19 protein-coding genes are annotated in these 22,642 nt (G+C 43.0%); 13 read left to right on the top strand and 6 right to left on the bottom strand.

Annotation, left to right across the window (positions count from 1 at the left end; translation table 11 throughout):
* The first annotated feature begins 24 nt into the window (after positions 1-24).
* From DBK98_RS18980 to DBK98_RS18960, 6 genes are all read left to right on the top strand, one after another.
* Complete coding sequence (locus tag DBK98_RS18980) at positions 25-567, top strand: Yip1 family protein (RefSeq protein WP_005780359.1); 543 nt, start codon at positions 25-27, stop codon at positions 565-567.
* Between the two features lie 14 nt (positions 568-581).
* A complete protein-coding gene (gene smpB / locus DBK98_RS18975) occupies positions 582-1,034 on the top strand; it encodes an SsrA-binding protein (protein ID WP_005780358.1) in 453 nt (150 codons plus the stop codon).
* A gap of 19 nt (positions 1,035-1,053) precedes the next feature.
* Entirely contained in the window at positions 1,054-3,804 is a 2,751-nt protein-coding gene (gene metH / locus DBK98_RS18970; protein WP_050503172.1) for a methionine synthase, read from the top strand.
* Between the two features lie 13 nt (positions 3,805-3,817).
* A complete protein-coding gene (locus DBK98_RS18965; protein WP_032535755.1) occupies positions 3,818-4,423 on the top strand; it encodes a nitroreductase family protein in 606 nt (201 codons plus the stop codon).
* A 154-nt stretch (positions 4,424-4,577) separates the two neighbouring features.
* Complete coding sequence (locus tag DBK98_RS23675; RefSeq protein ID WP_005780350.1) at positions 4,578-4,703, top strand: symporter small accessory protein; 126 nt, start codon at positions 4,578-4,580, stop codon at positions 4,701-4,703.
* The gene (locus DBK98_RS18960) at positions 4,700-6,253 is read left to right on the top strand and encodes a sodium:solute symporter (protein WP_005807465.1); all 1,554 of its coding nucleotides are present in this window, start codon (positions 4,700-4,702) and stop codon (positions 6,251-6,253) included. The genes DBK98_RS23675 and DBK98_RS18960 overlap by 4 nt, the downstream gene beginning before the upstream one ends.
* A 53-nt stretch (positions 6,254-6,306) precedes the next feature.
* Here DBK98_RS18960 and DBK98_RS18955 read toward each other — a convergent pair whose 3' ends face one another.
* Positions 6,307-7,698 carry a transporter substrate-binding domain-containing protein gene (locus DBK98_RS18955; protein ID WP_005807463.1) on the bottom strand — a complete coding sequence of 464 codons (1,392 nt, stop codon included), beginning with the start codon at positions 7,696-7,698 and terminating at the stop codon, positions 6,307-6,309.
* 2 nt (positions 7,699-7,700) lie between these two features.
* Complete coding sequence (gene udk / locus DBK98_RS18950; RefSeq protein ID WP_005807461.1) at positions 7,701-8,309, bottom strand: uridine kinase; 609 nt, start codon at positions 8,307-8,309, stop codon at positions 7,701-7,703.
* Positions 8,310-8,410: 101 nt separating this feature from the next.
* On the opposite strand from udk, the gene DBK98_RS18945 reads away from it, so the two are divergent.
* Both DBK98_RS18945 and DBK98_RS18940 read left to right on the top strand, forming a co-directional pair.
* The gene (locus tag DBK98_RS18945) at positions 8,411-8,710 is read left to right on the top strand and encodes a Dabb family protein (protein ID WP_005780342.1); all 300 of its coding nucleotides are present in this window, start codon (positions 8,411-8,413) and stop codon (positions 8,708-8,710) included.
* Positions 8,711-8,808: 98 nt separating this feature from the next.
* Positions 8,809-10,818: a cytochrome c biogenesis protein CcdA gene (locus tag DBK98_RS18940; protein WP_005807459.1), complete on the top strand. Its 2,010-nt coding sequence runs from the start codon at positions 8,809-8,811 to the stop codon at positions 10,816-10,818.
* Positions 10,819-10,895: 77 nt separating this feature from the next.
* Here the strand turns inward: DBK98_RS18940 and DBK98_RS18935 are convergent, their stop codons facing one another.
* Positions 10,896-11,603, bottom strand: a complete 708-nt coding sequence (locus DBK98_RS18935) for a pirin family protein (protein ID WP_005780336.1) — start codon at positions 11,601-11,603, stop codon at positions 10,896-10,898.
* A 121-nt stretch (positions 11,604-11,724) separates the two neighbouring features.
* Here DBK98_RS18935 and DBK98_RS18930 point away from each other — a divergent pair, with 121 nt between their 5' ends.
* From DBK98_RS18930 to hisB, 5 genes are all read left to right on the top strand, one after another.
* Positions 11,725-12,216: a PaaI family thioesterase gene (locus tag DBK98_RS18930; RefSeq protein WP_005780335.1), complete on the top strand. Its 492-nt coding sequence runs from the start codon at positions 11,725-11,727 to the stop codon at positions 12,214-12,216.
* 246 nt (positions 12,217-12,462) lie between these two features.
* The gene (hisG, locus tag DBK98_RS18925; protein ID WP_005807457.1) at positions 12,463-13,314 is read left to right on the top strand and encodes an ATP phosphoribosyltransferase; all 852 of its coding nucleotides are present in this window, start codon (positions 12,463-12,465) and stop codon (positions 13,312-13,314) included.
* Between the two features lie 36 nt (positions 13,315-13,350).
* Positions 13,351-14,637, top strand: coding sequence for a histidinol dehydrogenase (hisD, locus tag DBK98_RS18920; RefSeq protein WP_005780330.1), 1,287 nt, complete (start codon positions 13,351-13,353; stop codon positions 14,635-14,637).
* Positions 14,634-15,671: a histidinol-phosphate transaminase gene (hisC, locus tag DBK98_RS18915; RefSeq protein ID WP_005780328.1), complete on the top strand. Its 1,038-nt coding sequence runs from the start codon at positions 14,634-14,636 to the stop codon at positions 15,669-15,671. The genes hisD and hisC overlap by 4 nt, the downstream gene beginning before the upstream one ends.
* Positions 15,672-15,676: 5 nt before the next feature.
* Positions 15,677-16,801, top strand: a complete 1,125-nt coding sequence (hisB, locus tag DBK98_RS18910; RefSeq protein ID WP_005807455.1) for a bifunctional histidinol-phosphatase/imidazoleglycerol-phosphate dehydratase HisB — start codon at positions 15,677-15,679, stop codon at positions 16,799-16,801.
* Positions 16,802-16,942: 141 nt separating this feature from the next.
* Here the strand turns inward: hisB and DBK98_RS18905 are convergent, their stop codons facing one another.
* From DBK98_RS18905 to DBK98_RS18895, 3 genes are read right to left on the bottom strand one after another with little or no spacing between them, the layout of a single operon-like run.
* Positions 16,943-17,947 (bottom strand): metallophosphoesterase family protein, encoded by a 1,005-nt coding sequence (locus DBK98_RS18905; RefSeq protein ID WP_005780325.1) that lies wholly within the window; start codon positions 17,945-17,947, stop codon positions 16,943-16,945.
* A 24-nt stretch (positions 17,948-17,971) separates the two neighbouring features.
* Positions 17,972-19,444, bottom strand: a complete 1,473-nt coding sequence (locus DBK98_RS18900; RefSeq protein ID WP_005807453.1) for a SusD/RagB family nutrient-binding outer membrane lipoprotein — start codon at positions 19,442-19,444, stop codon at positions 17,972-17,974.
* A gap of 31 nt (positions 19,445-19,475) precedes the next feature.
* Complete coding sequence (locus DBK98_RS18895) at positions 19,476-22,634, bottom strand: SusC/RagA family TonB-linked outer membrane protein (protein WP_032535757.1); 3,159 nt, start codon at positions 22,632-22,634, stop codon at positions 19,476-19,478.
* Between the last annotated feature and the right edge of the window lie 8 nt (positions 22,635-22,642).

Here is a 22,642-nt window from a genome sequence, read left to right as displayed (position 1 = left end):
TACAAAGCATTATTTCAAATAGCAATGTCATTGATTTCCTCTCCGGCCAAGGCCTGGGAGGAAATTCGTTTAGAGGATAGACGGGCAGTTCTTACTGTTTTTGTCTATCCTATGATTGGTTTATGCGGTTTATCCGTATTCATTGGTGCTTTGTGGACCAATGGATGGGGAGGACCGCAAAGTTTTCAATTGGCCATGACGCAGTGTTGTGCAGTGGCGGTAGCTTTGTTCGGAGGCTATTTCCTGGCAGCTTATGCCATCAATCAGATGGGGATAAAAATGTTTGGCATGTCCAATGATATCCCTTTGGCACAGCAGTTTGCAGGCTATGCATTAGTTGTCACCTTTTTGTTGCATATAGTGACCGGATTGCTTCCGGATTTCAGTATTATCGGTTGGTTGCTCCAGTTTTATATCGTTTATGTGGTATGGGAAGGAGCAAGAGTCGTGATGCTGGTGGAAGAAAAGAATCGGTTGCGTTACACCATTTTCTCGTCGATTTTGTTAATACTATGTCCGGCGGTAATACAAGTTGTGTTCAACAAGCTAACAGCTATATTAAATTAAGAAAATAAAATAAAATGAAACTGGCTCCTATAAATATAAAGAATAAACGTGCTACTTTCGACTATGAGTTGATCGATACTTATACAGCAGGTATTGTGCTGACAGGAACGGAGATTAAGTCCATCCGTTTGGGAAAAGCAAGTCTTGTAGATACGTTTTGTTATTTTGCGAAAGGTGAATTGTGGGTGAAGAACATGCACATTGCCGAATATTTTTATGGTTCGTATAATAACCATGCGGCCCGGCGTGACCGTAAATTGTTACTGAGCAAAAAGGAGCTGAATAAGTTGGAACGAGGGACGAAAGACGCCGGATTTACCATTGTCCCGGTTCGTTTGTTTATTAATGAAAGAGGTCTGGCCAAAGTAGTTGTGGCTTTGGCAAAAGGTAAAAAGCAATATGACAAGCGGGAGGCTTTGAAAGAAAAAGACGACCGCCGCGATATGGACAGAATGTTTAAACGATGATAGGTTTGTACCTTTAGCAATGAAAAGAACTATTCAACAGCTGGTACCCGAACGTATCCTTATATTGGATGGCGCTATGGGTACTATGATTCAGCAATATAATCTTAGAGAAGAGGATTTCCGCAGTGAGCGCTTTGCGCATATTCCCGATCAACTGAAAGGGAATAATGATTTACTTTGTCTCACGCGCCCTGACGTGGTTCAGGATATACACCGTAAATATCTGGAAGCCGGTGCCGATATCATTGAGACGAATACATTTAGTTCCACCACAATTTCTATGGCCGATTATCATGTACAGGAGTATGTGCGTGAAATCAATCAGACGGCCGTGAAGCTGGCACGAGAAGTAGCCGATGAATATACGGCACTCAATCCCGATAAACCTCGTTTTGTGGCCGGTTCGGTTGGTCCTACCAATAAAACATGTTCCATGTCTCCGGATGTGAATAATCCGGCCTATCGTGCTGTGACTTATGATGAAATGGCCGATGCTTATCAACAGCAAATGGAAGCGATGCTTGAAAGTGGGGTAGATGCTTTGTTGATAGAAACTATTTTTGATACGCTGAATGCAAAAGCTGCTATTCTGGCAGCGGAGCGTGCTATGCAGGCAACCGGGCTTAAAGTACCGGTTATGTTGTCGGTGACGGTTTCTGATACAGGGGGGCGTACTCTTTCCGGCCAGACACTGGAAGCTTTTCTGGCTTCGGTACAACATGCCGATATTTTTTCTGTCGGTCTGAACTGTTCATTTGGTGCAAAGCAATTGAAGCCGTTTTTGGAGCAACTGGCCGCACGTGCTCCTTACTATATCAGTGCATATCCGAATGCAGGTTTGCCTAACAGTCTGGGAAAATATGACCAGACCCCGGCGGATATGGCACATGAAGTAAAAGAATATATCCATGAAGGTTTGATTAATATTATCGGCGGATGCTGTGGTACTACCGATGCTTATATTGCCGAATATCCCGCGTTGATTGCCGGTGCCAAACCGCATGTTCCGGCTCGTAGGCCGGATTGTATGTGGCTTTCGGGATTGGAACTGCTGGAAGTAAAGCCTGAAATTAACTTTGTCAACGTTGGTGAACGTTGCAATGTAGCGGGTTCCCGTAAGTTCCTCCGTCTTATAAATGAAAAGAAATACGATGAAGCATTGTCTATAGCCCGGCAGCAGGTGGAAGACGGGGCGCTGATTATCGATGTCAATATGGATGACGGACTGTTGGATGCGAAAGAAGAGATGACAACTTTCCTGAATCTGGTGGCTTCGGAACCTGAAATAGCTCGTGTCCCTGTGATGATCGATTCTTCAAAATGGGAGGTTATCGAGGCCGGCTTGAAGTGTCTCCAGGGAAAATCAATTGTGAATTCCATTTCGTTGAAAGAAGGAGAGGAAAAATTCCTTGAACATGCTCAAACAGTTCGTCAGTATGGCGCGGCTGTAGTAGTGATGGCTTTTGACGAAAAAGGACAGGCTGATACGGCTGCCCGTAAAATAGAAGTTTGTGAACGTGCTTATCGTTTACTTGTAGATAAGATTGGGTTTAACCCGCACGATATCATTTTCGATCCGAACGTACTGGCTGTAGCAACAGGTATTGAGGAACATAATAATTATGCGGTAGACTTTATAGAAGCAACTGCCTGGATTAAAAAGAATCTTCCCGGAGCACATATCAGCGGAGGAGTAAGTAACTTATCGTTCTCATTCCGTGGAAATAATTATATTCGTGAAGCCATGCATGCCGTATTCCTTTATCATGCCATTCAGAAAGGTATGGATATGGGGATTGTAAACCCTGGCACTTCTGTGCTGTATACGGATATTCCGGCGGATGTGCTTGAGAGAATAGAGGATGTGGTATTGAACCGGCGTCCTGATGCTGCCGAACGATTGATTGAATTGGCTGATAATTTGAAGGAGGCTTCGGCAGGTAATGCTGCGGCAGGACAACCGGTGAAGCATGATGCCTGGCGGGACGGGACGGTAGAAGAACGGTTGCAATATGCTTTGGTAAAGGGGATCGGAGATTTTCTGGAAGAAGATCTTGCAGAAGCCTTGCCACAATACGATAAGGCGGTAGATGTGATTGAGGGACCGTTGATGGATGGAATGAATCATGTAGGCGAGTTGTTCGGTGAAGGTAAAATGTTCCTTCCGCAAGTGGTAAAAACAGCCCGTACGATGAAGAAAGCCGTTGCAATCTTACAACCGGTCATAGAGTCGGAAAAGGTGGAAGGGACCTCTTCTGCCGGAAAGGTTCTGTTGGCTACAGTGAAGGGAGATGTGCATGATATCGGTAAAAATATTGTTTCGGTTGTGATGGCTTGTAACGGCTATGATATCATTGACTTGGGAGTGATGGTGCCGGCTGAATCGATTGTCCAAAAAGCCATAGAGGAAAAGGTAGATATGATAGGCCTTAGTGGATTGATTACTCCTTCGTTGGAGGAGATGGTGCATGTGGCTATGGAGTTGGAGAAAGCCGGACTGGATATTCCATTATTAATAGGTGGAGCAACCACATCCAAACTACATACTGCACTGAAAATTGCTCCGGTATATCATGCACCGGTGGTTCATCTGAAAGATGCTTCACAGAATGCCGGTGTCGCTGCCCGGTTGATGAGTCCGAAATTGAAAGAAGAACTGGCGCAGGAGCTGTCTGGTGAATATCAGGTACTCCGTGATAAGAGTGGTCTGATGAAGCGGGAAACTGTTTCATTGAAAGAAGCTCAAGAAAAAAGGTTGAAACTATTTTGATAAAAAAGAATCTATGGGAACAAAGAAAGTGATTTATGCATGGGCGATTGGATTGCTTTGGATGATTTCATTCGCTGCTTGTTCATCTTCTTCCCCAAAAGAAGTCCCGTCAGCATCCAATGCTGCTTTGGATAATATTTTTGCGCGTAAGAGTGTACGTGCTTATCTGGATAAGGAAGTAGAGAAAGAGAAAATAGACTTGATGTTACGTGCCGGTATGGCTGCTCCGTCAGGAAAAGACCTTCGTCCCTGGGAGTTTGTGCTGGTCACTGATCGGGTTGCTCTCGATTCTATGGCTTCTGCATTGCCTTATGCAAAGATGTTGACTCAGGCTCGTTATGCCATTGTTGTATGTGGTGATGTAGCCCGTTCTTCTTATTGGTATCTGGATTGTTCGGCTGCTGCGCAGAATATTCTGTTAGCTGCTGAGGCTCAGGGATTGGGTGCAGTATGGACAGCTGCTTATCCTTATGAAGACCGCATCCGGGTTGTCCGCAAGTATACGGAGCTTCCGGGAAACATAGTGCCCTTATGTGTGATTCCTTTCGGGTATCCGGCTGCTCTGCAGGAACCTAAGCAGAAATACGATGAGAAGAAGGTTCATTACGAGAAATATTAAACCGTAAATTGATTTTTCTGAAAGCTGCCCTGATAAAAAGAGGCGGCTTTTTTTATTTTTGTTCCTTTTCTTTTTTATAAATTCTGCATTTTGTTTTTCCATTTCAATAAATTCCTTACATTTGCACCAATATTAATCGAAATCTAATACAAGAATGTTTGGAATAAGCGACTCTCTTATCATTTTGCCATATCTGCTTTCGGTAGTATGTGTGCTTTTTGCTGCCTGGTTTGGTCTTAAATATTGGAATAAAGACGATGAAAAAGATAAAACACGATGAATACATTTACACTTGGACTGATTGTGATAGCTTATCTGCTATCATTGGCTTATCTTGGTTTTTTAGGTTATAAAAAGACAACTTCCGCCAGTGATTATCTGGTAGGGGGACGACAGATGAATCCATTTGTCATGGCACTTTCTTATGGTGCTACTTTCATATCTGCTTCTGCCATTGTCGGTTTTGGTGGGGTGGCTGCTGCCTTCGGTATGGGTATTCAGTGGCTTTGTTTTCTGAATATGTTTATCGGGGTGGTGATTGCGTTTATCTTTTTCGGCCTCCGGACACGCAGGATGGGAGCCAGACTGAATGTCAGTACATTTCCACAATTGTTGGGCAGGCATTATCGTTCACGGGGGATACAGGTGTTTGTGGCCGCAGTTATTTTTCTTGGAATGCCTTTGTATGCGGCAGTGGTAATGAAGGGAGGAGCAGTTTTTATCGAACAGATTTTTCAGATTGATTTTAATGTCTCGCTTTTGATATTCACCCTGGTAATAGCGGCCTATGTGATAGCTGGAGGAATGAAGGGTGTGATGTATACGGATGCTTTGCAGGCGGTTATTATGTTTGGCTGTATGCTGTTCTTGCTTTTTTCATTGTATCGGGTACTGGATATGGGCTTTACGGAAGCTAATCAGGCGCTGACAGATATTGCTCCTTTGGTTCCGGAGAAATTCAAAGCGTTAGGACATCAGGGATGGACTGCCATGCCTGTTACCGGTTCACCTCAATGGTATACATTGGTCACTTCTTTGATTCTGGGAGTTGGGATCGGTTGTCTTGCTCAACCTCAACTGGTGGTTCGTTTTATGACTGTAGAGAGTAGTAAACAACTGAACCGGGGAGTCCTTATCGGATGTTTTTTCCTGATTATCACCGTAGGTGCTATTTATCATGCAGGGGCACTAAGTAATCTTTTCTTTCTTAAAACCGAAGGTGTAGTGGCTACAGAAGCAGTCAAAGATATGGATAAAATTATTCCATACTTTATAAATAAAGCAATGCCGGACTGGTTTGCCGCACTTTTCATGCTTTGCATTCTTTCTGCCAGTATGTCTACACTGAGTTCACAGTTCCATACGATGGGTGCCTCGGTCGGTTCTGATATTTATGGTACTTACAAGCCTCGTTCACGTGGCAAACTGACTAATGTAATTCGTCTGGGAGTGCTGTTCTCAATATTAGTGAGTTATATCATTTGTTATATGTTGCCCAATGATATTATTGCCCGTGGAACTTCTATTTTTATGGGTATCTGTGCAGCAGCTTTCCTTCCCGCATATTTTTGTGCCTTATATTGGAAACGCGCTACCCGGCAGGGAGTGATGGCAAGCCTTTGGATAGGAACTATAGGAAGCTTATTTGCTTTAGCCTTTCTTCATCAGAAAGAAGCGGCAGCTATGGGGGTATGCAGATGGCTTTTCGGTAAGGATGTGTTGATTGAAACCTATCCTTTTCCGATGATAGATCCTATATTGTTTGCATTACCATTGTCAGTGGTAGCTGTTATCATTATAAGTTTGCTGACAGGAAAAGGAAAAAAATAAAAATGCGTTGTCAAGAGTCTGCAATTTTTTTGATTGCAGACTTTAGAAGCATTTCAGCTTTTTATTTTTTTCTTGTACGATTCGTACCTCGAATTGATATCTCTCACAAAATTATATGTTTCTATTCCACGAAAATATCCGTTTTTACACACCGGATCGGTGAAGTACTCTTCATTGCTTTTCAGTAGGATGTAATTTTCTACATTATCGGTCCATACCGTTTTATTTTTGCCATATTTATCTGCCAGTGCAATAGCGTCAAAAATATGTCCCAATCCGGCATTATATGAAGCGAGGATAAATTTAATCCGCTCCTGTTTATCCGGAACTATACTCAGACTACGGTCTGTGGCTGCAATATATTTTACGGCAGCTTTGATACTTTCTTCCGGATTTTGTTCTTTTCCCGGTGGGACTCCCATTGCACGTGCAGTAGCAGGCATTAATTGCATCAATCCCTTTGCTCCCGCCCATGATACGGCAGTAGTATCGAAATTGGATTCTGTATAAGCTAAAGATGCCAGCAGGCGCCAGTCCCAGCCAATCTCTTTGGCGTATTTTTTGAATAAGTTATCGTAGTGAGAGATTTTGCCTTCTTTTAAGGACAAGATGGGAGAGTGGGGCACTGCTTTGCTGATTTCGAAATATCTTTTCATACTGGCTGTATACGCAGGTGAGGTCATATTTTCTTTATGCCATTTGTTTGCTGCTTCTGCCAGTTGCGGGCAATCTTTACGCACTGCCCATGCAGCCCGTTGGTCAAAACTGATAGAAAGGCCGGTATTCAGATTGGGATAATAAGTAGCATTCAGTTTGGCTACATCATTATCCGCAACTGTATAGGGGATTTTACCTTGTGCAATCTGAGTTATCAGATCTTCAGCGGTAATGCTGTCATTGGTTACTTTATGAATATGAATACCTCCGCCAAGCTCTTTATCCAGATTGACCAACCGCTCGTAATATTTGCCAGGTTTCACGTATATATCTTTGCCGATCAATTCGGTTACATCCTTCAGTGGTTTTGTTTTTCCGGTGTTTCGCTGAACAATCACCTGGTGGGTGATCACTTCTTCACCGCAATAAATCAGACTGTCTTTTAATTCTTTGGTAATTGGAATATTATATGCAATAAGATCTCCTTCACCATTCAGCAATTTCCGGATTAATTCCGGTACATCCTTGGCAACCTCTATGCGTAATTTTACGCCTAAATTTTTAGCGAATTGTTCACTGAGCTCATACTGGAAACCCATGTCTTGCCCACGGTAAATGAAATAAGATGTTGAACTGTAAAGAGTGAGAACGACGAGTTCGCCACTATCTTTGATTTGCTCCAGATCGTGTGCAGAAGTATCTTCTGTAATGATTACCTGCTTATTACGGCAGGACAGTATACAGAAGAGCAGGAAAAAGAGAGAGTAAACTACGAGGTGCCGTTTCATGACTAACCGATGTGTTTTTTGATGTACATGGTCAATATATCGATAGCTACTTGATTGCTTCCCCCTTCAGGGACAATCAGGTCGGCATAACGCTTACAAGGTTCGATGAACTGCAAATGCATGGGTTTCAGGACGCGTGTGTATCGCTCCATTACAGCTTCTGCCGTACGGCCCCGTTCCACTACATCACGTTGGATGACGCGTATCAGCCGTTCATCCGGATCGGCATCGACGAATATTTTCAGGTCCATCATATTACGCAGTTTTTTGTCGCATAGGGCCAGGATACCTTCGATAATGACAACTTCACGTGGCTTAATATGTATTGTTTCGGGCTGACGGGTACAGGTCAGATAGGAATAGGTGGGCTGCTCAATGCACTTGCCTTCTTTCAGCATGGAAACATGTTTAGACAAAAGGCTCCACTCAAAAGCGTCCGGATGATCAAAATTGATGTTCTGCCGTTCCTCCACCGGCACATGACTGCTGTCTTTATAGTATGAATCCTGTGGCAGTAATACTACTTCGCCAGCCGGCAGACTCTCAATGATTTTCCGTACGACGGTGGTCTTTCCTGAGCCTGTTCCGCCTGCTATTCCTATTATTAACATCCTTTTATAGTGTATATTTGAAACAAATAGAGTAATTTTGCAACTGTAAAAAACAACTTTGGCTGACAAATATAAAAACAAATAATTAAAATAACAACGTAATGGTAAAACACATTGTATTATTTAAGTTAAGAGACGATGTTTCTGTAGAAAAGAAACTCGTTGTGATGAATAGTTTTAAAGAGGCTATCGAAGCATTGCCTGCTAAAATCTCTGTGATCCGTAAGATTGAGGTCGGGCTGAATATGAACCCGGGGGAAACCTGGAATATTGCGTTGTATAGTGAATTTGATAATCTGGATGATGTAAAGTTCTACGCTACCCATCCCGAACATGTGGCTGCCGGTAAAATTCTGGCGGAAACGAAAGAGAGCCGGGCGTGTGTAGATTATGAATTTTAGTTATAAAAAATGATAGCTATTTAAGATTTGCCGAAAACTCAAACCCGGAAATTTGGATAGCTGTTATATTTTTAGAAACATCATAAACAATTTAAAGAATGAAGAAATTATCCTCTTTTCTGCTTTTACTGCTGGTTGTGTTTACGGCACAGGCGCAGATACAAGAGCCTGTAAAGTTTAAAACAGAGCTGAAAACCCTGTCGGGAGCTGAAGCGGAAATCGTTTTTACTGGTACGATTGATGCCGGTTGGCACGTATATTCTACCGATCTGGGTGATGGCGGCCCTATCTCTGCAACTTTTAATGTAGAGAAGATATCAGGTGCCGAAGTGGTTGGTAAATTGGCCCCGAGGGGAAAAGAAGTTTCGAGCTTTGACAAACTGTTCGAAATGAAAGTGCGTTATTTTGAAAAGACGGCCCAGTTCGTACAAAAGATAAAGTTTACCGGCAGTGATTATTCGATTGAAGGTTATCTGGAGTACGGAGCTTGTAACGATGAGAATTGCCTGCCTCCTACACAAGTCCCTTTCAAACTTTCGGGTAAGGCGGTTGCGACTTCTGCAGCTTCGGTAAAAGAGACTCCTGCAGCACCGGTTGAAGAGCCTGTCGCATCAGTTTCTGATAGTATTATAGAACCGGTAGCTACTGCTGTAACTTCTGCTGTAGGCAGCATTGATTTATGGAAGCCGGTTATTAATGATTTGAAGAAGTTCGGAGAAGCAAATTCTCAGGAAGATATGTCCTGGATCTATATCTTTATTACAGGATTCCTGGGAGGTTTGCTGGCCTTGTTTACTCCTTGTGTATGGCCTATTATACCGATGACGGTAAGCTTCTTTTTAAAAAGGAGCAAAGATAAAAAGAAAGGTATCCGTGATGCATGGACTTATGGGGCATCTATCGTTGTGATCTATGTGGCATTGGGACTTGCCATTACTTTGATATTCGGTGCCAGTGCGTTGAATGCTCTTTCTACCAATGCGGTCTTCAATATTCTGTTCTGTCTGATGTTGATCGTATTTGCCGCCTCTTTCTTTGGAGCTTTCGAACTGACACTTCCTGCAAAATGGAGTACGGCTGTAGATAGTAAAGCAGAAGCTACCAGCGGATTACTGAGTATTTTCTTGATGGCATTTACATTATCGCTTGTATCTTTCTCTTGTACAGGCCCTATTATCGGATTCCTGTTAGTACAGGTTTCTACTACCGGCAGCGTAGTTGCTCCTGCGATTGGTATGCTCGGTTTTGCCATTGCGCTGGCTCTGCCGTTCACTTTATTCGCCTTATTCCCGTCTTGGCTGAAATCAATGCCTAAGTCAGGAGGCTGGATGAATGTGATTAAAGTAACATTGGGCTTTTTGGAATTGGCTTTTGCTCTAAAATTCCTGTCTGTTGCCGATTTGGCATATGGATGGAGAATTCTGGATCGTGAAACTTTCCTTGCTTTGTGGATTGTGATTTTTGCTTTGCTTGGTTTTTATCTGTTAGGCAAGATCAAGTTTCCACACGATGACGATGATACGAAAGTGAGCGTTCCTCGTTTTTTCATGGCACTGATCTCTTTGGCTTTTGCCATTTATATGATTCCGGGCCTGTGGGGAGCACCTTTGAAGGCTGTCAGTGCGTTTGCACCACCTATGAAGACTCAGGACTTTAATCTTTATACCAATGAGGTACATGCTAAGTTCGACGATTATGACTTGGGTATGGAATATGCCCGCCAGCATAACAAACCGGTGATGCTCGATTTTACAGGATATGGTTGTGTGAACTGTCGTAAGATGGAGCTTGCCGTATGGACTGATCCGAAGGTAAGTAGCATTATCAATAATGATTATGTATTGATTACCCTTTATGTTGATAACAAGACTCCACTTACCGAACCGGTGAAGATTACAGAGAATGGAACAGAACGTACTCTGCGTACGGTAGGTGATAAATGGAGTTATCTGCAGCGTGTGAAATTTGGTGCCAATGCCCAGCCTTTTTATGTTCTGATTGATAATGAAGGTAAGCCGCTGAACAAGTCATATGCTTATGATGAAGATATATCCAAGTATATAGACTTCTTGCAGACCGGACTTGAGAACTACCGGAAAGAAAAATAAATAGTGTGTTCAATGAATGAAAAGAAAGGCTGCCTTCGCATAAAGCGGGGCAGCCTTTCTTATGTTTTATTATTGCTTTATCGCATTGGTACTTCCATTAACAATAAAGTTGCTTCCTGGATTACCTCCACTTTAAAGTTCTTCGTATCCCAGAGTCCGATACCGTCACGCTTTGATAACAGATTATCTGCAACCTTCACATCCCCTTCGATGATGAAGATATAAACTCCGTTACCTTCTTGGTGCAATTTGTATTCAAAGCTTTTTCCGGCATCAAATGTTCCCATGGAAAACCAGGCATCTTGTTTGATGGAAGCAGGTACCTTACCGTCAGGCGAGATAATCAAGACCGGTTCGTTTCTTTTCAGTAAGGGGCGGATATCGTAGTTGTTATATTCCGGTTCTGTATTCTCGATTCTCGGAAATATCCATATTTGTAGGAATTCTAACTGTTCTTTATCGCTGCCATTATATTCGCTGTGAAAGATACCTTTACCCGTACTCATTACTTGGATATCGCCGGGAGTGATGGTTTGGGTGTTTTTTACACTGTCACCATGTCTCAGATAACCTTTCAAGGGAATAGAAATCACTTCCATATTCTGGTGAGGATGTGTATCAAATCCCATTGATGGAGCTACACTGTCATCATTCAGCACCCTCAATGCGCCAAAATGCATTCTCGATGGGTTGTAATAGTTTGCAAAGCTAAATGTATGGTAGGTTTTAAGCCAGCCATGATTGAAATAACCTCTGGAGGAGGCTTTGTCTACTACTGTTTTCATATTTTTCCTTTCTTCAATAGAATATTCGTATAACAAATGAATGATAGATAAAGTTCTGGTAGCGAGAATTGTGCATTTTACAAAAAGATTTATATCTTTGAGCAATTTAAAATAGGAAAGTATGAAAAAGATTATTAATCCTTGGAAGGGAATGGAAGGATATAATTGCTTTGGTTGTGCTCCCAACAATGAAGCCGGTGTGAAAATGGAATTTTATGAAGAGGATGATGAAGTGATAAGTATCTGGCGTCCGCGTCCCGAATACCAAGGATGGATTGATACGTTGCATGGAGGCATTCAGGCGGTACTTCTCGATGAAATCTGTGCCTGGGTGGTTCTCCGGAAGTTACAGACGACAGGAGTGACATCGAAAATGGAAACTCGCTATCGTAAGTCGATCAATACTAATGATTCGCATGTAGTACTCAAGGCACATATTAAAGAGGTGAAACGCAATATTGTACTGATAGAGGCACGTCTTTATAACAAAAATGGAGAATTGTGTACGGAAGCGATCTGCACTTATTTCACTTTTCCGAAGGAAAAAGCTAAAGAAGAGATGCACTTTTTATCATGTGGAGTAGAAGATGAAGAGATACTCCCTTTGATTTGAAAGAAAAACGGAAGTTTTTCTGATAATTGTTTGGTGATTCGGAACTAATAGTTTATTTTTGTCGCATAAAGAATGAAGATATGAACATTACTATTACACATCGCCATCATCATTACTCGATCGAATAACTCGGTGGGCAGGATGATATTGTGTATATATATGATAGAATACGAGGCTTACCGATAAGGTGGGCCTTTTTTATTTTCCGGATATTGAATTTAAATTGTAAATTAAGATATTGTAATTATGTTAAGAATCGCAGTACAAGCCAAGGGGCGCCTTTTTGAAGAAACGATGGCCCTTCTTGAAGAATCAGACATCAAACTGAGCACAACTAAACGTACTTTACTCGTACAGTCGTCTAATTTTCCAATTGAGGTGCTTTTCCTCCGTGATGACGATATTCCACAATCTGTGGCTACGGGAGTTGCTGATCTTGGTATAGTGGGAGAAAATGAATTCGTAGAAAAACAAGAAGACGCAGAAATTATTAAGCGTCTTGGATTCAGCAAATGTCGTTTATCTCTGGCTATGCCCAAAGATATTGAATATCCCGGTCTAAGTTGGTTTAATGGAAAGAAAATTGCTACTTCATATCCGGGAATTCTGGATAATTTCATGAAAAGTAATGGAGTTAAAGCCGAGGTTCATGTCATTACCGGATCTGTAGAGGTTGCTCCAGGCATCGGACTGGCGGATGCCATTTTTGATATTGTCAGTTCCGGTTCTACGTTGGTCAGCAATCGTCTGAAAGAAGTGGAGGTCGTGATGAAGTCGGAAGCTCTGCTGATAGGCAATAAGAATATGAGTAAAGAGAAGAAGGAGGTATTGGACGAATTGCTTTTCCGTATGGATGCCGTGAAAACAGCCGAAGATAAAAAATATGTATTGATGAATGCACCTAAAGATAAGTTGGATGATATTATTGCCGTATTGCCGGGGATGAAGAGTCCTACCGTAATGCCATTGGCACAGGAAGGCTGGTGCTCTGTGCATACAGTACTTGATGAAAAACGATTTTGGGAGATTATAGGCAAACTGAAAGCACTGGGAGCGGAGGGAATTTTAGTATTGCCTATTGAAAAGATGATTATTTAAGCGAGTCTGTTTGTTGAACTTTTAATTAAAAAAATAATGAAACTGATTAAATACCCCGATAGATCGCAGTGGGATGAAATTCTGAAGCGGCCCGTACTCAACACAGAAAGCCTTTTTGATACTGTACGTGATATTATTAATCGTGTAAGAGTTGGTGGGGACCGGACGGTGATGGAGTATGAAGCTATGTTTGATAAAGCCGAACTCACTTCACTGGCCGTTACACTCGAAGAGATTGAAGAAGCTGAAAAAGAGGTTCCTATAGAATTGAAAGCTGCCATTTATCTGGCTAAACGCAATATTGAGGCTTTCCATGCTGCACAGCGTTTTGAGGGGAAAAAGGTAGATACTATGGAAGGGGTTACTTGTTGGCAGAAGGCAGTAGCCATTGAAAAGGTCGGCTTATATATCCCCGGAGGAACGGCCCCTTTATTCTCTACCGTGCTTATGCTTGCAATTCCTGCCAAGATTGCCGGCTGCAAAGAGATTGTACTTTGCACACCACCTGACAAAAATGGGAAAGTGCATCCGGCAATCCTTTTTGCTGCCCATCTGGCCGGAGTCAGCAAAATATTTAAGGTGGGTGGAGTACAGGCCATTGCTTCTATGGCATACGGAACAGAGAGTATTCCTAAGGTTTATAAGATATTTGGTCCGGGAAACCAGTATGTTACAGCAGCCAAACAACTTGTTAGCTTGAGGGATGTAGCCATTGATATGCCGGCCGGACCTTCAGAAGTAGAAGTGCTGGCTGACGAATCTGCTAATCCAGTGTTTGTTGCCGCTGATCTTCTGTCTCAGGCGGAACATGGAGTGGATAGTCAGGCTGTGTTGATTACGACGTCTGAAAAATTGCAAACGGAAGTCGTATATGAAGTTGAGCGACAGTTGGGCTATCTGAACCGCCGCGACATTGCCGAGAAATCTTTGGCCAACAGTAAGTTGATATTAGTGAAGGATATGGATGAGGCGCTGGAATTGACTAATGCTTATGCGCCAGAACATCTGATTATTGAGACTAAGAATTACATGGAAGTATCCGGACGGATCATTAATGCCGGTTCTGTATTCTTGGGAGCCTTCTCTCCCGAAAGTGCAGGTGATTATGCTTCGGGAACTAATCATACCCTGCCAACGAATGGTTATGCCAAAGCTTATAGTGGGGTAAGTCTCGACAGTTTCATCCGTAAAATTACCTTTCAGGAGATACTTCCTGATGGAATGGCTGCTATTGGTCCGGCTATCGAAGTAATGGCTGCAAATGAACATTTGGATGCACACAAAAATGCAGTAACCGTTAGATTAAAGGAGATAAGAAAATGAGAACATTGCAAGAATTAACCCGGTCGAATATCTGGAGGCTAAAACCTTATTCTTCGGCTCGTGACGAATATAACGGAGCGGCTGCATCCGTCTTTTTGGATGCTAACGAGAATCCCTATAACTTACCGCACAATCGTTATCCCGATCCGATGCAGCGGGATCTGAAATCGGAGTTATCCAAAATCAAAAAAGTACCTCCCGCCCATATATTTCTCGGGAATGGCAGTGATGAAGCTATCGACCTGGTATTCCGTGCTTTCTGTGAACCGGGTGAAGATAACGTAGTAGCCATTGATCCTACATACGGCATGTATCAGGTTTGTGCCGATGTCAATGATGTGGAATATCGCAAAGTGTTACTCCACGATGATTTCCAGTTTTCGGCTGAAGAGTTGTTGGCGGCGGCGGATGAACGGACAAAGATGATTTTTATTTGTTCTCCTAATAATCCCACGGGAAACGATCTGCTTCGTTCTGAGATAGTAAAGGTCATTGGCGGATTCGAAGGATTGGTTATTTTGGATGAAGCTTACAATGACTTCTCTGACCAACCGTCATTCTTATCCGAGTTGGATAAATATCCGAATCTGGTTGTTCTACAGACCTTTTCCAAGGCATTTGGGTGCGCAGCCATTCGTTTGGGAATGGCCTTTGCTTCCGAAGGGATTATCGCAATCCTGAACAAAATTAAATATCCGTATAATGTGAATCAGTTGACCCAGCAGCAAGCTATAGAGATGCTTCACAAATATTACGAGATAGAACGTTGGGTAAAAACGTTGAAAGAGGAGAGGGGATATCTGGAAGAAGCTTTTATTGAGCTGCCTTGCGTGTTACAGGTGTTTCCGTCGAATGCGAATTTTTTCCTGGCGCGTGTAACCGATGCGGTGAAGATTTATAACTACCTGGTGGGAGAGGGAATTATTGTACGTAACAGAAATTCCATTTCATTGTGTGGTAATTGTCTTCGTGTAACTGTAGGTACACGGGCTGAGAATGCCAGACTGATTGGAGCACTGAAAAAATATCAATAGGAAAAATGAAAAAAAAAGTACTGTTTATAGACCGTGATGGCACTCTTGTCATCGAACCTCCCATCGACTATCAACTCGATTCTTTGGAGAAGCTTGAGTTTTATCCTAAAGTCTTTCGTAATCTGGGATTTATCCATAGTAAACTCGACTTTGAATTTGTTATGGTGACCAACCAGGATGGACTGGGTACTTCTTCTTTTCCGGAGGAGACATTCTGGCCGGCCCACAATCTGATGCTGAAAACTTTAGAGGGAGAAGGTATTACGTTCGATGATATATTGATAGACCGTAGTATGCCGGCAGATCATGCACCTACGAGGAAGCCGCGTACCGGTATGCTGACTAAATACATTTCTAATCCGGAATATGATCTGGAAGGCAGTTTTGTCATAGGTGACCGTCCGACAGATGTCGAACTTGCCAAAAATTTAGGTTGCCGTGCTATCTATCTTCAGGAGAACACTGACTTATTGAAAGAAAAGGGATTAGAATCCTACTGTGTCCTTGCTACTACAGACTGGGACCGGATAACTGAATTTCTTTTTGCAGGAGAACGAAAAGCAGAAGTGCATCGTACGACAAAGGAAACGGATATTTGGGTAGCTCTCAACTTGGATGGTAATGGTGCCTGTGAAATTTCTACCGGATTGGGCTTTTTCGACCACATGCTTGAGCAGATCGGTAAGCACTCCGGCATGGATCTGAGCATTCGGGTGAAGGGTGATCTGGAGGTAGACGAGCATCATACCATAGAGGATACGGCCATAGCTTTGGGCGATTGTATTTATCAGGCGCTGGGCAGTAAACGTGGAATTGAACGTTATGGCTATGCTTTACCCATGGATGATTGCCTTTGCCAGGTATGCCTTGATTTCGGAGGTCGTCCTTGGTTAGTATGGGATGCCGAATTCAAACGTGAAAAAATAGGAGAGATGCCCACTGAGATGTTTCTACACTTTTTTAAGTCGTTGAGCGATGCTGCCAAGATGAATTTGAATGTCAAAGCCGAGGGACAGAATGAACATCATAAGATAGAAGGTATTTTCAAAGCTTTGGCCCGTGCACTGAAAATGGCATTGAAACGGGATATTTATCATTTTGAATTGCCATCCAGTAAAGGGGTACTGTAAAGAATTAAGGATTATCTTTGCTTTTTTAATTATAAATCCCCCTTTTGTAATAAATGCACGTTTATTATAAAAGGGGGATTTATGAATAACTCTGTAACTTTCCTTATAGAACGTTTTGTGTAAGCTGAAAAAGAAGGATCTCTATTTCTTTTTCACGAACGAGTCCGGATAGGTGCAGACATTTAGCTTTTCCGTATTTTCTTTCTCACGAAGCCAAGTGTCGAATTCCCGTTTACCTTCTTTAAGAACGATCATACGGCTGCCGGGTGTTTTGTCACCATAAGTGTTTTTACCGCCCGAAGCGCGTCCGTACCCCAAAGCGATATTGTAAAGTGTAGCGATGTAGTCGTTCACATGGTCATGACCGGCAAAAATTCCCATCACATCACCGCATTCCAGCATCTGGGTAAACATTCCGCTATTTATGTTTGGGCTGCATTCTTTCTCGTTGCGGTCGCCGTATCGTTTGGTATCAAATGACTCCCATGCTTGAGTATATTCCGGCAATGGAATATGGAGGAAAGCTAATGCGGGCAGAGGTTGTCCTCCGTTCTGCTCGGTATATTTTTGGCTTTCACGGGTATACCAGTTGATTTGTGATTGTCCGATCCAATCGTATCCTTTCACTGTTTTGAGTTTTGAGTAGGCATTCGTGTCCAGACAGTAGAGCAGTGCAGCTACTTTTTTGTTATCTGCCGAACCATAGATTGGGATAATGTGATTACCTTCTCCCTTAATACCTTCAGCGATGTTTTTTATCATACAATAAGGTTGTTGCTGGATGATACGTATAATCTCATCCCGTTTTACTGCATATTCATCATCGTGGTTACCCAAGACGGCAGTCCAGGGGAGCTGGCGAGTGGCGAGTTCGCCGGCTATGGCTTCCCATGCCTGGCTGACCTCGTCCATCGTGGTAATGTCTCCTGTGAAAACCACAAGATCCGGCTTTTCAGAGTCAAGTACTTCTTTTATCATGTCTGCTACAATCATGTTTTTTTCCTGGTCATGTCCCAGGTGCATATCGGTAAACTGTGCAATCTTGAATTCTCCGTTCTTATTGAAGTTTATTTTTTCTGGAGCCTGTTGTGCCTGTCCGCATAAGCTTGCCAGTAGCAGTGCACTGCTTAGAATTATTTTTTTCATCGTTATAACTTTTTTGAATTTGGGTTAGTCTTTTTTTTGCCACCAGGTGGTTTGATTGATTTTATCATTTCCTGTACCAAACTGCCGCATGATGGCCGCTTCTACGTTAGCTCCGTTGTTGTCGTACTCACCTTGCGGATACATCCAACGTTTAGGGATCTCTGTTCCGGCAGGCCGGCGGAAGTCCGGGTAACCGGTGCGCAATTGTTCGTAGAAAGAATCCCAGTTGCCTTGATAGAAGGTTACAAGGTACTTTTGCATAATGATGCGCTCTATCTGTTCGTCTACGTTGGCAGCTTTGCCGAAGGCGACCAAAGGTTCCTGTAAGTATCGGTTGACCGCATCGGCATTGAGATAAGAGGCGTAGGCTTTGGCATGTGTTTCATAAAAGGAGAAAGAGGCACGGATACCATTCTCATAATATGTTTGCGCATTGCCATTGATCCATCCTCGTACGACAGCTTCGGCGAGAATCTGTTGCAGTTCTGCATACCCCATTAACATGGTTGGTTCTACAATAGGGTCTGTGCGGAAACGGTCATTGATAGGTGATATGGTTCCTTCACTTACTTTAATGATAGCATCACTGTAAGGAGCTGCCGGGTCACCTCCTTCGTAAGAGCTGAAATCGTCGATGGCCTTTCCTTCAGTCTTTCCTTTATTGGTTTGTGCGCTGAAGATAAAAAGCCGTGGATCCCGACGTTCACGCATTCGTTGGATAAAAGTATCATCCATGTAATAGCCGGACCATTGTGCGTTAAACTGAGGGTATCGATTCCCTTGTTGATCCAGATAAACCAGCTGCCCGTTGTCGGTCAGGCTTTCCATTAGTGGGCTGCCTGTTGCAATGGCCTTGAATTCGGAGGCAATATTAAGATTCCCCACAGTCGTATGGTTCGAAAGAGTCATCAGTACTTTCAACCGGAAAGAGTTGATCAGCTTTCTCCATTGATTGCCATTACCATTGTAAATAATATCACCATCAATTACAGAGGCGTCATTTGCCAGTATTTCATCTGCCTCTTTCAGTTCTTGAAGGATGCCCGTGAAAACATCTTCCTGAGTATCGTATTCAGGAGTATAGATCTCTTCTTTTTCTCCTTTTAAGGCTTGGCGGTAAGGAATGTCCCCAAAGCGTAAGGTCAGTTCGTAGAAGTAATAGGCACGGAAGAATTTGGTAAGCGCCGTATATACCGGAGCGTTCACACGTTCGGCTTCTTCACCCATTTTTTGTACATTTCTCAGGTTATCGTAGTAGCCAAAGCTTCCCCGTGTCCATTTGTAGTATTGGTCGGCACTTTCTCCGTCAGTCTGAATCACTTTTTTAGTAGCATACATTCCGTCGGTTCCTCTTTTGAATGCATTCATACTGATTTGTGTCAGCAAAAGTTTGGGATGGGTTTGAGTGGCGTTGTCCGGATCTATATTCATCTTTTCCAAGTTTCCGCAGGATACGCACATCCATATGGATGCCATAAATAATAATATCTTTTTCATTTTATAAATTCTTATTGGTTTCATAACATGTTTAGAATTTTATGTTGACTCCCATACCGATATAGCGTGCAGTAGGATCGTTGGCCCCTCCGTCATTGCTGTCTCCCGTATAGTCAGGATCGACGAAAGGAACTTTCTTCCATACAGCAAGATTGTTGCCGAAGATTGTGGCAGTCAGTCCTTTCACGGGACTTTGTTTTGAAAGTAATTTAGTGAAGTTGTAGGTCAGGGCTACTCGGCGCAATTTAATGTAACTACGGTCGAATACATTGGCAAACTTCGCATTCTCTTTGGATGACACATAAGCCTGATAAGGGTAATTCTGACACCATTGCTGCCAATCGACGGCTGTTGTATTACGTCTGTATGTACGGGTATCCGAGATGACATTTCCGTCAATGTCACGTTTCAGTTCACCTCCGGTTACCACTACACCGTTGGGCACATATACCGGATGTCCGGCTGCGTATTGTGCATCTCTGTATTCAACAGACTCCGGATGTTTACCACCCCACCATAACTTTTCGCTCAGTACGGAATAGATGACTCCTTTGTACGCACCATCCAGATCGACAGACAGGGTGAAGTCTTTATAACGGAACGTATTCTGCATACCCATACGGAAGTTGGGGTCCAGATGTCCCAGATATTGTTTGTAGGCGTCTTTGGTCGGCATGCCATTTTCATCGAGAATCAGTTCTCCATCAGCACTTTTTTGCCATTGTGAACCGTAGAATGCGTCGGCACGGTCGCCTACTTTCAAGTCACCGAATTTTTTTTGTCCACCATATATTTCTGTCAGCTTCTTTATGCTTTTGCTCCAGTTCAGGGCAAATTCCCATTGGAAATCTCTATTTTGGATTGCCTGTACGTTTGCCATGATTTCCCATCCGTTAGTGGTATATTGATTACCGTTCACTTTACGGCTGGTGAAACCCGAAGCATTCGATATGTTCAGGTCGATGATCTGGTTCTCGTCAATCGTGTGATAATATGTCAGGTCGAAGGAGAGACGGTTCCGGAAAAAAGAAGTTGATAAACCTGCTTCCCAAGAGGTCGTTTTCTGGGGTTTGATGTAATAGTTCACCAGAGACGAGGGATAGGAGATAGACGGGTTTGAACCATAGTTGGTATCTTTAGTGTAGGTAGATATAATCTGGTATGGAGACAAGTCGGTAGAAACGACTGCCCATGAGCCATACATTTTAAGATAATCCATGAATGTAGGTAGTTTGACATATTCAGACACCATTGTACTGATTGCTACGGAAGGATAAAAGTAAGAATTGCTGCCTTTTGCGAGAGTGGATGACCAGTCATTACGTCCCGTCAGGGTCAGGTAAGCATATTTATAAAGGTCGAGGTTGACAGAGCCATAAATACTGCGGATGGATTTCTCGTTCCGGTTGGCATCGGTAATGGATGGTCCTTGGGTGTTTTTGATACTGTATACGAAAGGAACGATCAAACCGTCGGTAGACTGGTACTCTTGACGGTAATTTCGGTAAAATACAGAGCTACCCGCATTCAGTGTAAAAAGAATATCGGGAGTAAGGTCTTGTGTATAGGTAGCCAGTATATCAGCATCCACATTGGTCTGGTGGTCATTCCAGACTTTGTAGTCGCCTTCACGTGAGTCACCATAGTTCATGTAAGTTTTGGGAACTTTCATTTCCTGTAGAATTGTCTTCTGACGTAAGGCTGCGCGTCCCTGAATGTTCAGGTTGGGCAGGAGTTGATAATTGAGACGTAGTTGACCGTTCACTACATCACGGTTTTCCGACTGCTGAAGCTCTTCGGCGGCAAAATAAGGGTTGTTGTACCATGCGTAGTTATAGCTGGCCTGGCGATATCCCTCCTGTCCCGGAACATATTTATGTTTACGGAGTTCTTTACCGTTCACATCGTCTCCCATCCATACAACAATGGTGTACATATGGTTTTTAGGTCCGTATCCATAGCGTGGATAGCTTGGAGAAACCACCTTGTTATACGCCAGATTGGCGTCAAGTTGCAGGTTTTGAGCAAGATCGAAAGTGGAGTTGAAGTTGACCCCTCCGCTGTGCATTTGTGTAGAGGGTACCTGTCCTTTTTGATAAGCATACTGTCCGGTTACAAAGTAGCGTGCTTTCTCTCCTTTATAGGCGATAGAGATGTTGTTGTTGGTTACTAATCCTGTTTGCAGGAAGTCTTTCAGGTTATCATGAGATACCCAGTCGATAGGAACTCGTTCGTAGCGTGATTTGTCATCATATTGAGTCCCTTTCACATCTCCCCACCAAGAAATTTCTTTCCCGGTCACTTTGTCTCGGATGGGGCTATTCCATTGGGCTACTTTGGTCCCGACGTTTAGTTTGGGACCCCATGTCATATCACCATCTGAGATACCACCGTCGGCACCGTCCCAAAATTCGTATTTGCCGTTCGAACCACTACCATATTGATGCTGTGTTTCGGGTAATACGGCAAAACCGGCAGTAATCATATTGTTGGTGGAAAAGTTGATTTCCAACCCTTCTTTCTTGGCTGTTTTGCTGGTAATTAAGATAGCTCCGTTTTTTCCGCGTGAACCATATAACGCCGAAGCTGCTGTACCTTTCAACACGTTGACACTTTCGATGTTCTCACTCGATATATCGAAAAAGTCCGTTTCTACCGGAACACCGTCTAATACAATCAAAGGAGTATTACCGCGTAATTTGAAACTTGGTGCCTGAAAAATACCGGTCGGATTGGCTACCAATAAGCCGGCTACTTGCCCGGAAAGTGCAGAACCGACATTCAGGCTGGGAGTTGCATTCAACACGTCACTGTTGATTTGCTGGGTGGTGTAACCGATCTTTTTCTTTTGTTGTTTGATACCGATAGCAGTTACTACTACTTCATCTATAGCCTGTACATCGTCTGTCAGTTCAACGTTGATCATAGGATTATTGCTTTTCACTTCTTTTTCTACCGTATTGTATCCGACGAAAGAGAAAGTCAGGATATCACCTATGGAGGCCTCGAGACGGTAACGTCCGTCTATGTCGGTGACCGTACCGTTCGTTGAGTTTTTTACCATGATTGTGGCACCGATTACCGGTCCCATTTTGTCTGTTACTGTTCCTGTTACTTTGATTGTCTGTGCAAAAGCAAGTGATGTGCACAAAAACATACAACAAAGAAACAGATAAAATTTACTGTTCATAAGTTATG

This window comes from Bacteroides sp. PHL 2737, assembly GCF_004115325.2.
Classification (GTDB): Bacteria; Bacteroidota; Bacteroidia; order Bacteroidales; family Bacteroidaceae; genus Bacteroides; species Bacteroides hominis.
The sequence above is the reverse complement of the archived record's forward strand: the minus strand, read 5'-3'. Positions and strand labels throughout refer to the sequence as shown.

Excerpts from the sequence above, each read along its gene's own strand:
- DBK98_RS18980 (WP_005780359.1), top strand. The coding sequence starts at position 25 with ATGTCATTGATTTCCTCTCCGGCCAAGGCCTGGGAGGAAATTCGTTTA.
- smpB (WP_005780358.1), top strand. The coding sequence starts at position 582 with ATGAAACTGGCTCCTATAAATATAAAGAATAAACGTGCTACTTTCGAC.
- metH (WP_050503172.1), top strand. The coding sequence starts at position 1,054 with ATGAAAAGAACTATTCAACAGCTGGTACCCGAACGTATCCTTATATTG.
- DBK98_RS18965 (WP_032535755.1), top strand. The coding sequence starts at position 3,818 with ATGGGAACAAAGAAAGTGATTTATGCATGGGCGATTGGATTGCTTTGG.
- DBK98_RS23675 (WP_005780350.1), top strand. The coding sequence starts at position 4,578 with ATGTTTGGAATAAGCGACTCTCTTATCATTTTGCCATATCTGCTTTCG.
- DBK98_RS18960 (WP_005807465.1), top strand. The coding sequence starts at position 4,700 with ATGAATACATTTACACTTGGACTGATTGTGATAGCTTATCTGCTATCA.
- DBK98_RS18955 (WP_005807463.1), bottom strand. The coding sequence starts at position 7,698 with ATGAAACGGCACCTCGTAGTTTACTCTCTCTTTTTCCTGCTCTTCTGT.
- udk (WP_005807461.1), bottom strand. The coding sequence starts at position 8,309 with ATGTTAATAATAGGAATAGCAGGCGGAACAGGCTCAGGAAAGACCACC.
- DBK98_RS18945 (WP_005780342.1), top strand. The coding sequence starts at position 8,411 with ATGGTAAAACACATTGTATTATTTAAGTTAAGAGACGATGTTTCTGTA.
- DBK98_RS18940 (WP_005807459.1), top strand. The coding sequence starts at position 8,809 with ATGAAGAAATTATCCTCTTTTCTGCTTTTACTGCTGGTTGTGTTTACG.
- DBK98_RS18935 (WP_005780336.1), bottom strand. The coding sequence starts at position 11,603 with ATGAAAACAGTAGTAGACAAAGCCTCCTCCAGAGGTTATTTCAATCAT.
- DBK98_RS18930 (WP_005780335.1), top strand. The coding sequence starts at position 11,725 with ATGAAAAAGATTATTAATCCTTGGAAGGGAATGGAAGGATATAATTGC.
- hisG (WP_005807457.1), top strand. The coding sequence starts at position 12,463 with ATGTTAAGAATCGCAGTACAAGCCAAGGGGCGCCTTTTTGAAGAAACG.
- hisD (WP_005780330.1), top strand. The coding sequence starts at position 13,351 with ATGAAACTGATTAAATACCCCGATAGATCGCAGTGGGATGAAATTCTG.
- hisC (WP_005780328.1), top strand. The coding sequence starts at position 14,634 with ATGAGAACATTGCAAGAATTAACCCGGTCGAATATCTGGAGGCTAAAA.
- hisB (WP_005807455.1), top strand. The coding sequence starts at position 15,677 with ATGAAAAAAAAAGTACTGTTTATAGACCGTGATGGCACTCTTGTCATC.
- DBK98_RS18905 (WP_005780325.1), bottom strand. The coding sequence starts at position 17,947 with ATGAAAAAAATAATTCTAAGCAGTGCACTGCTACTGGCAAGCTTATGC.
- DBK98_RS18900 (WP_005807453.1), bottom strand. The coding sequence starts at position 19,444 with ATGAAAAAGATATTATTATTTATGGCATCCATATGGATGTGCGTATCC.
- DBK98_RS18895 (WP_032535757.1), bottom strand. The coding sequence starts at position 22,634 with ATGAACAGTAAATTTTATCTGTTTCTTTGTTGTATGTTTTTGTGCACA.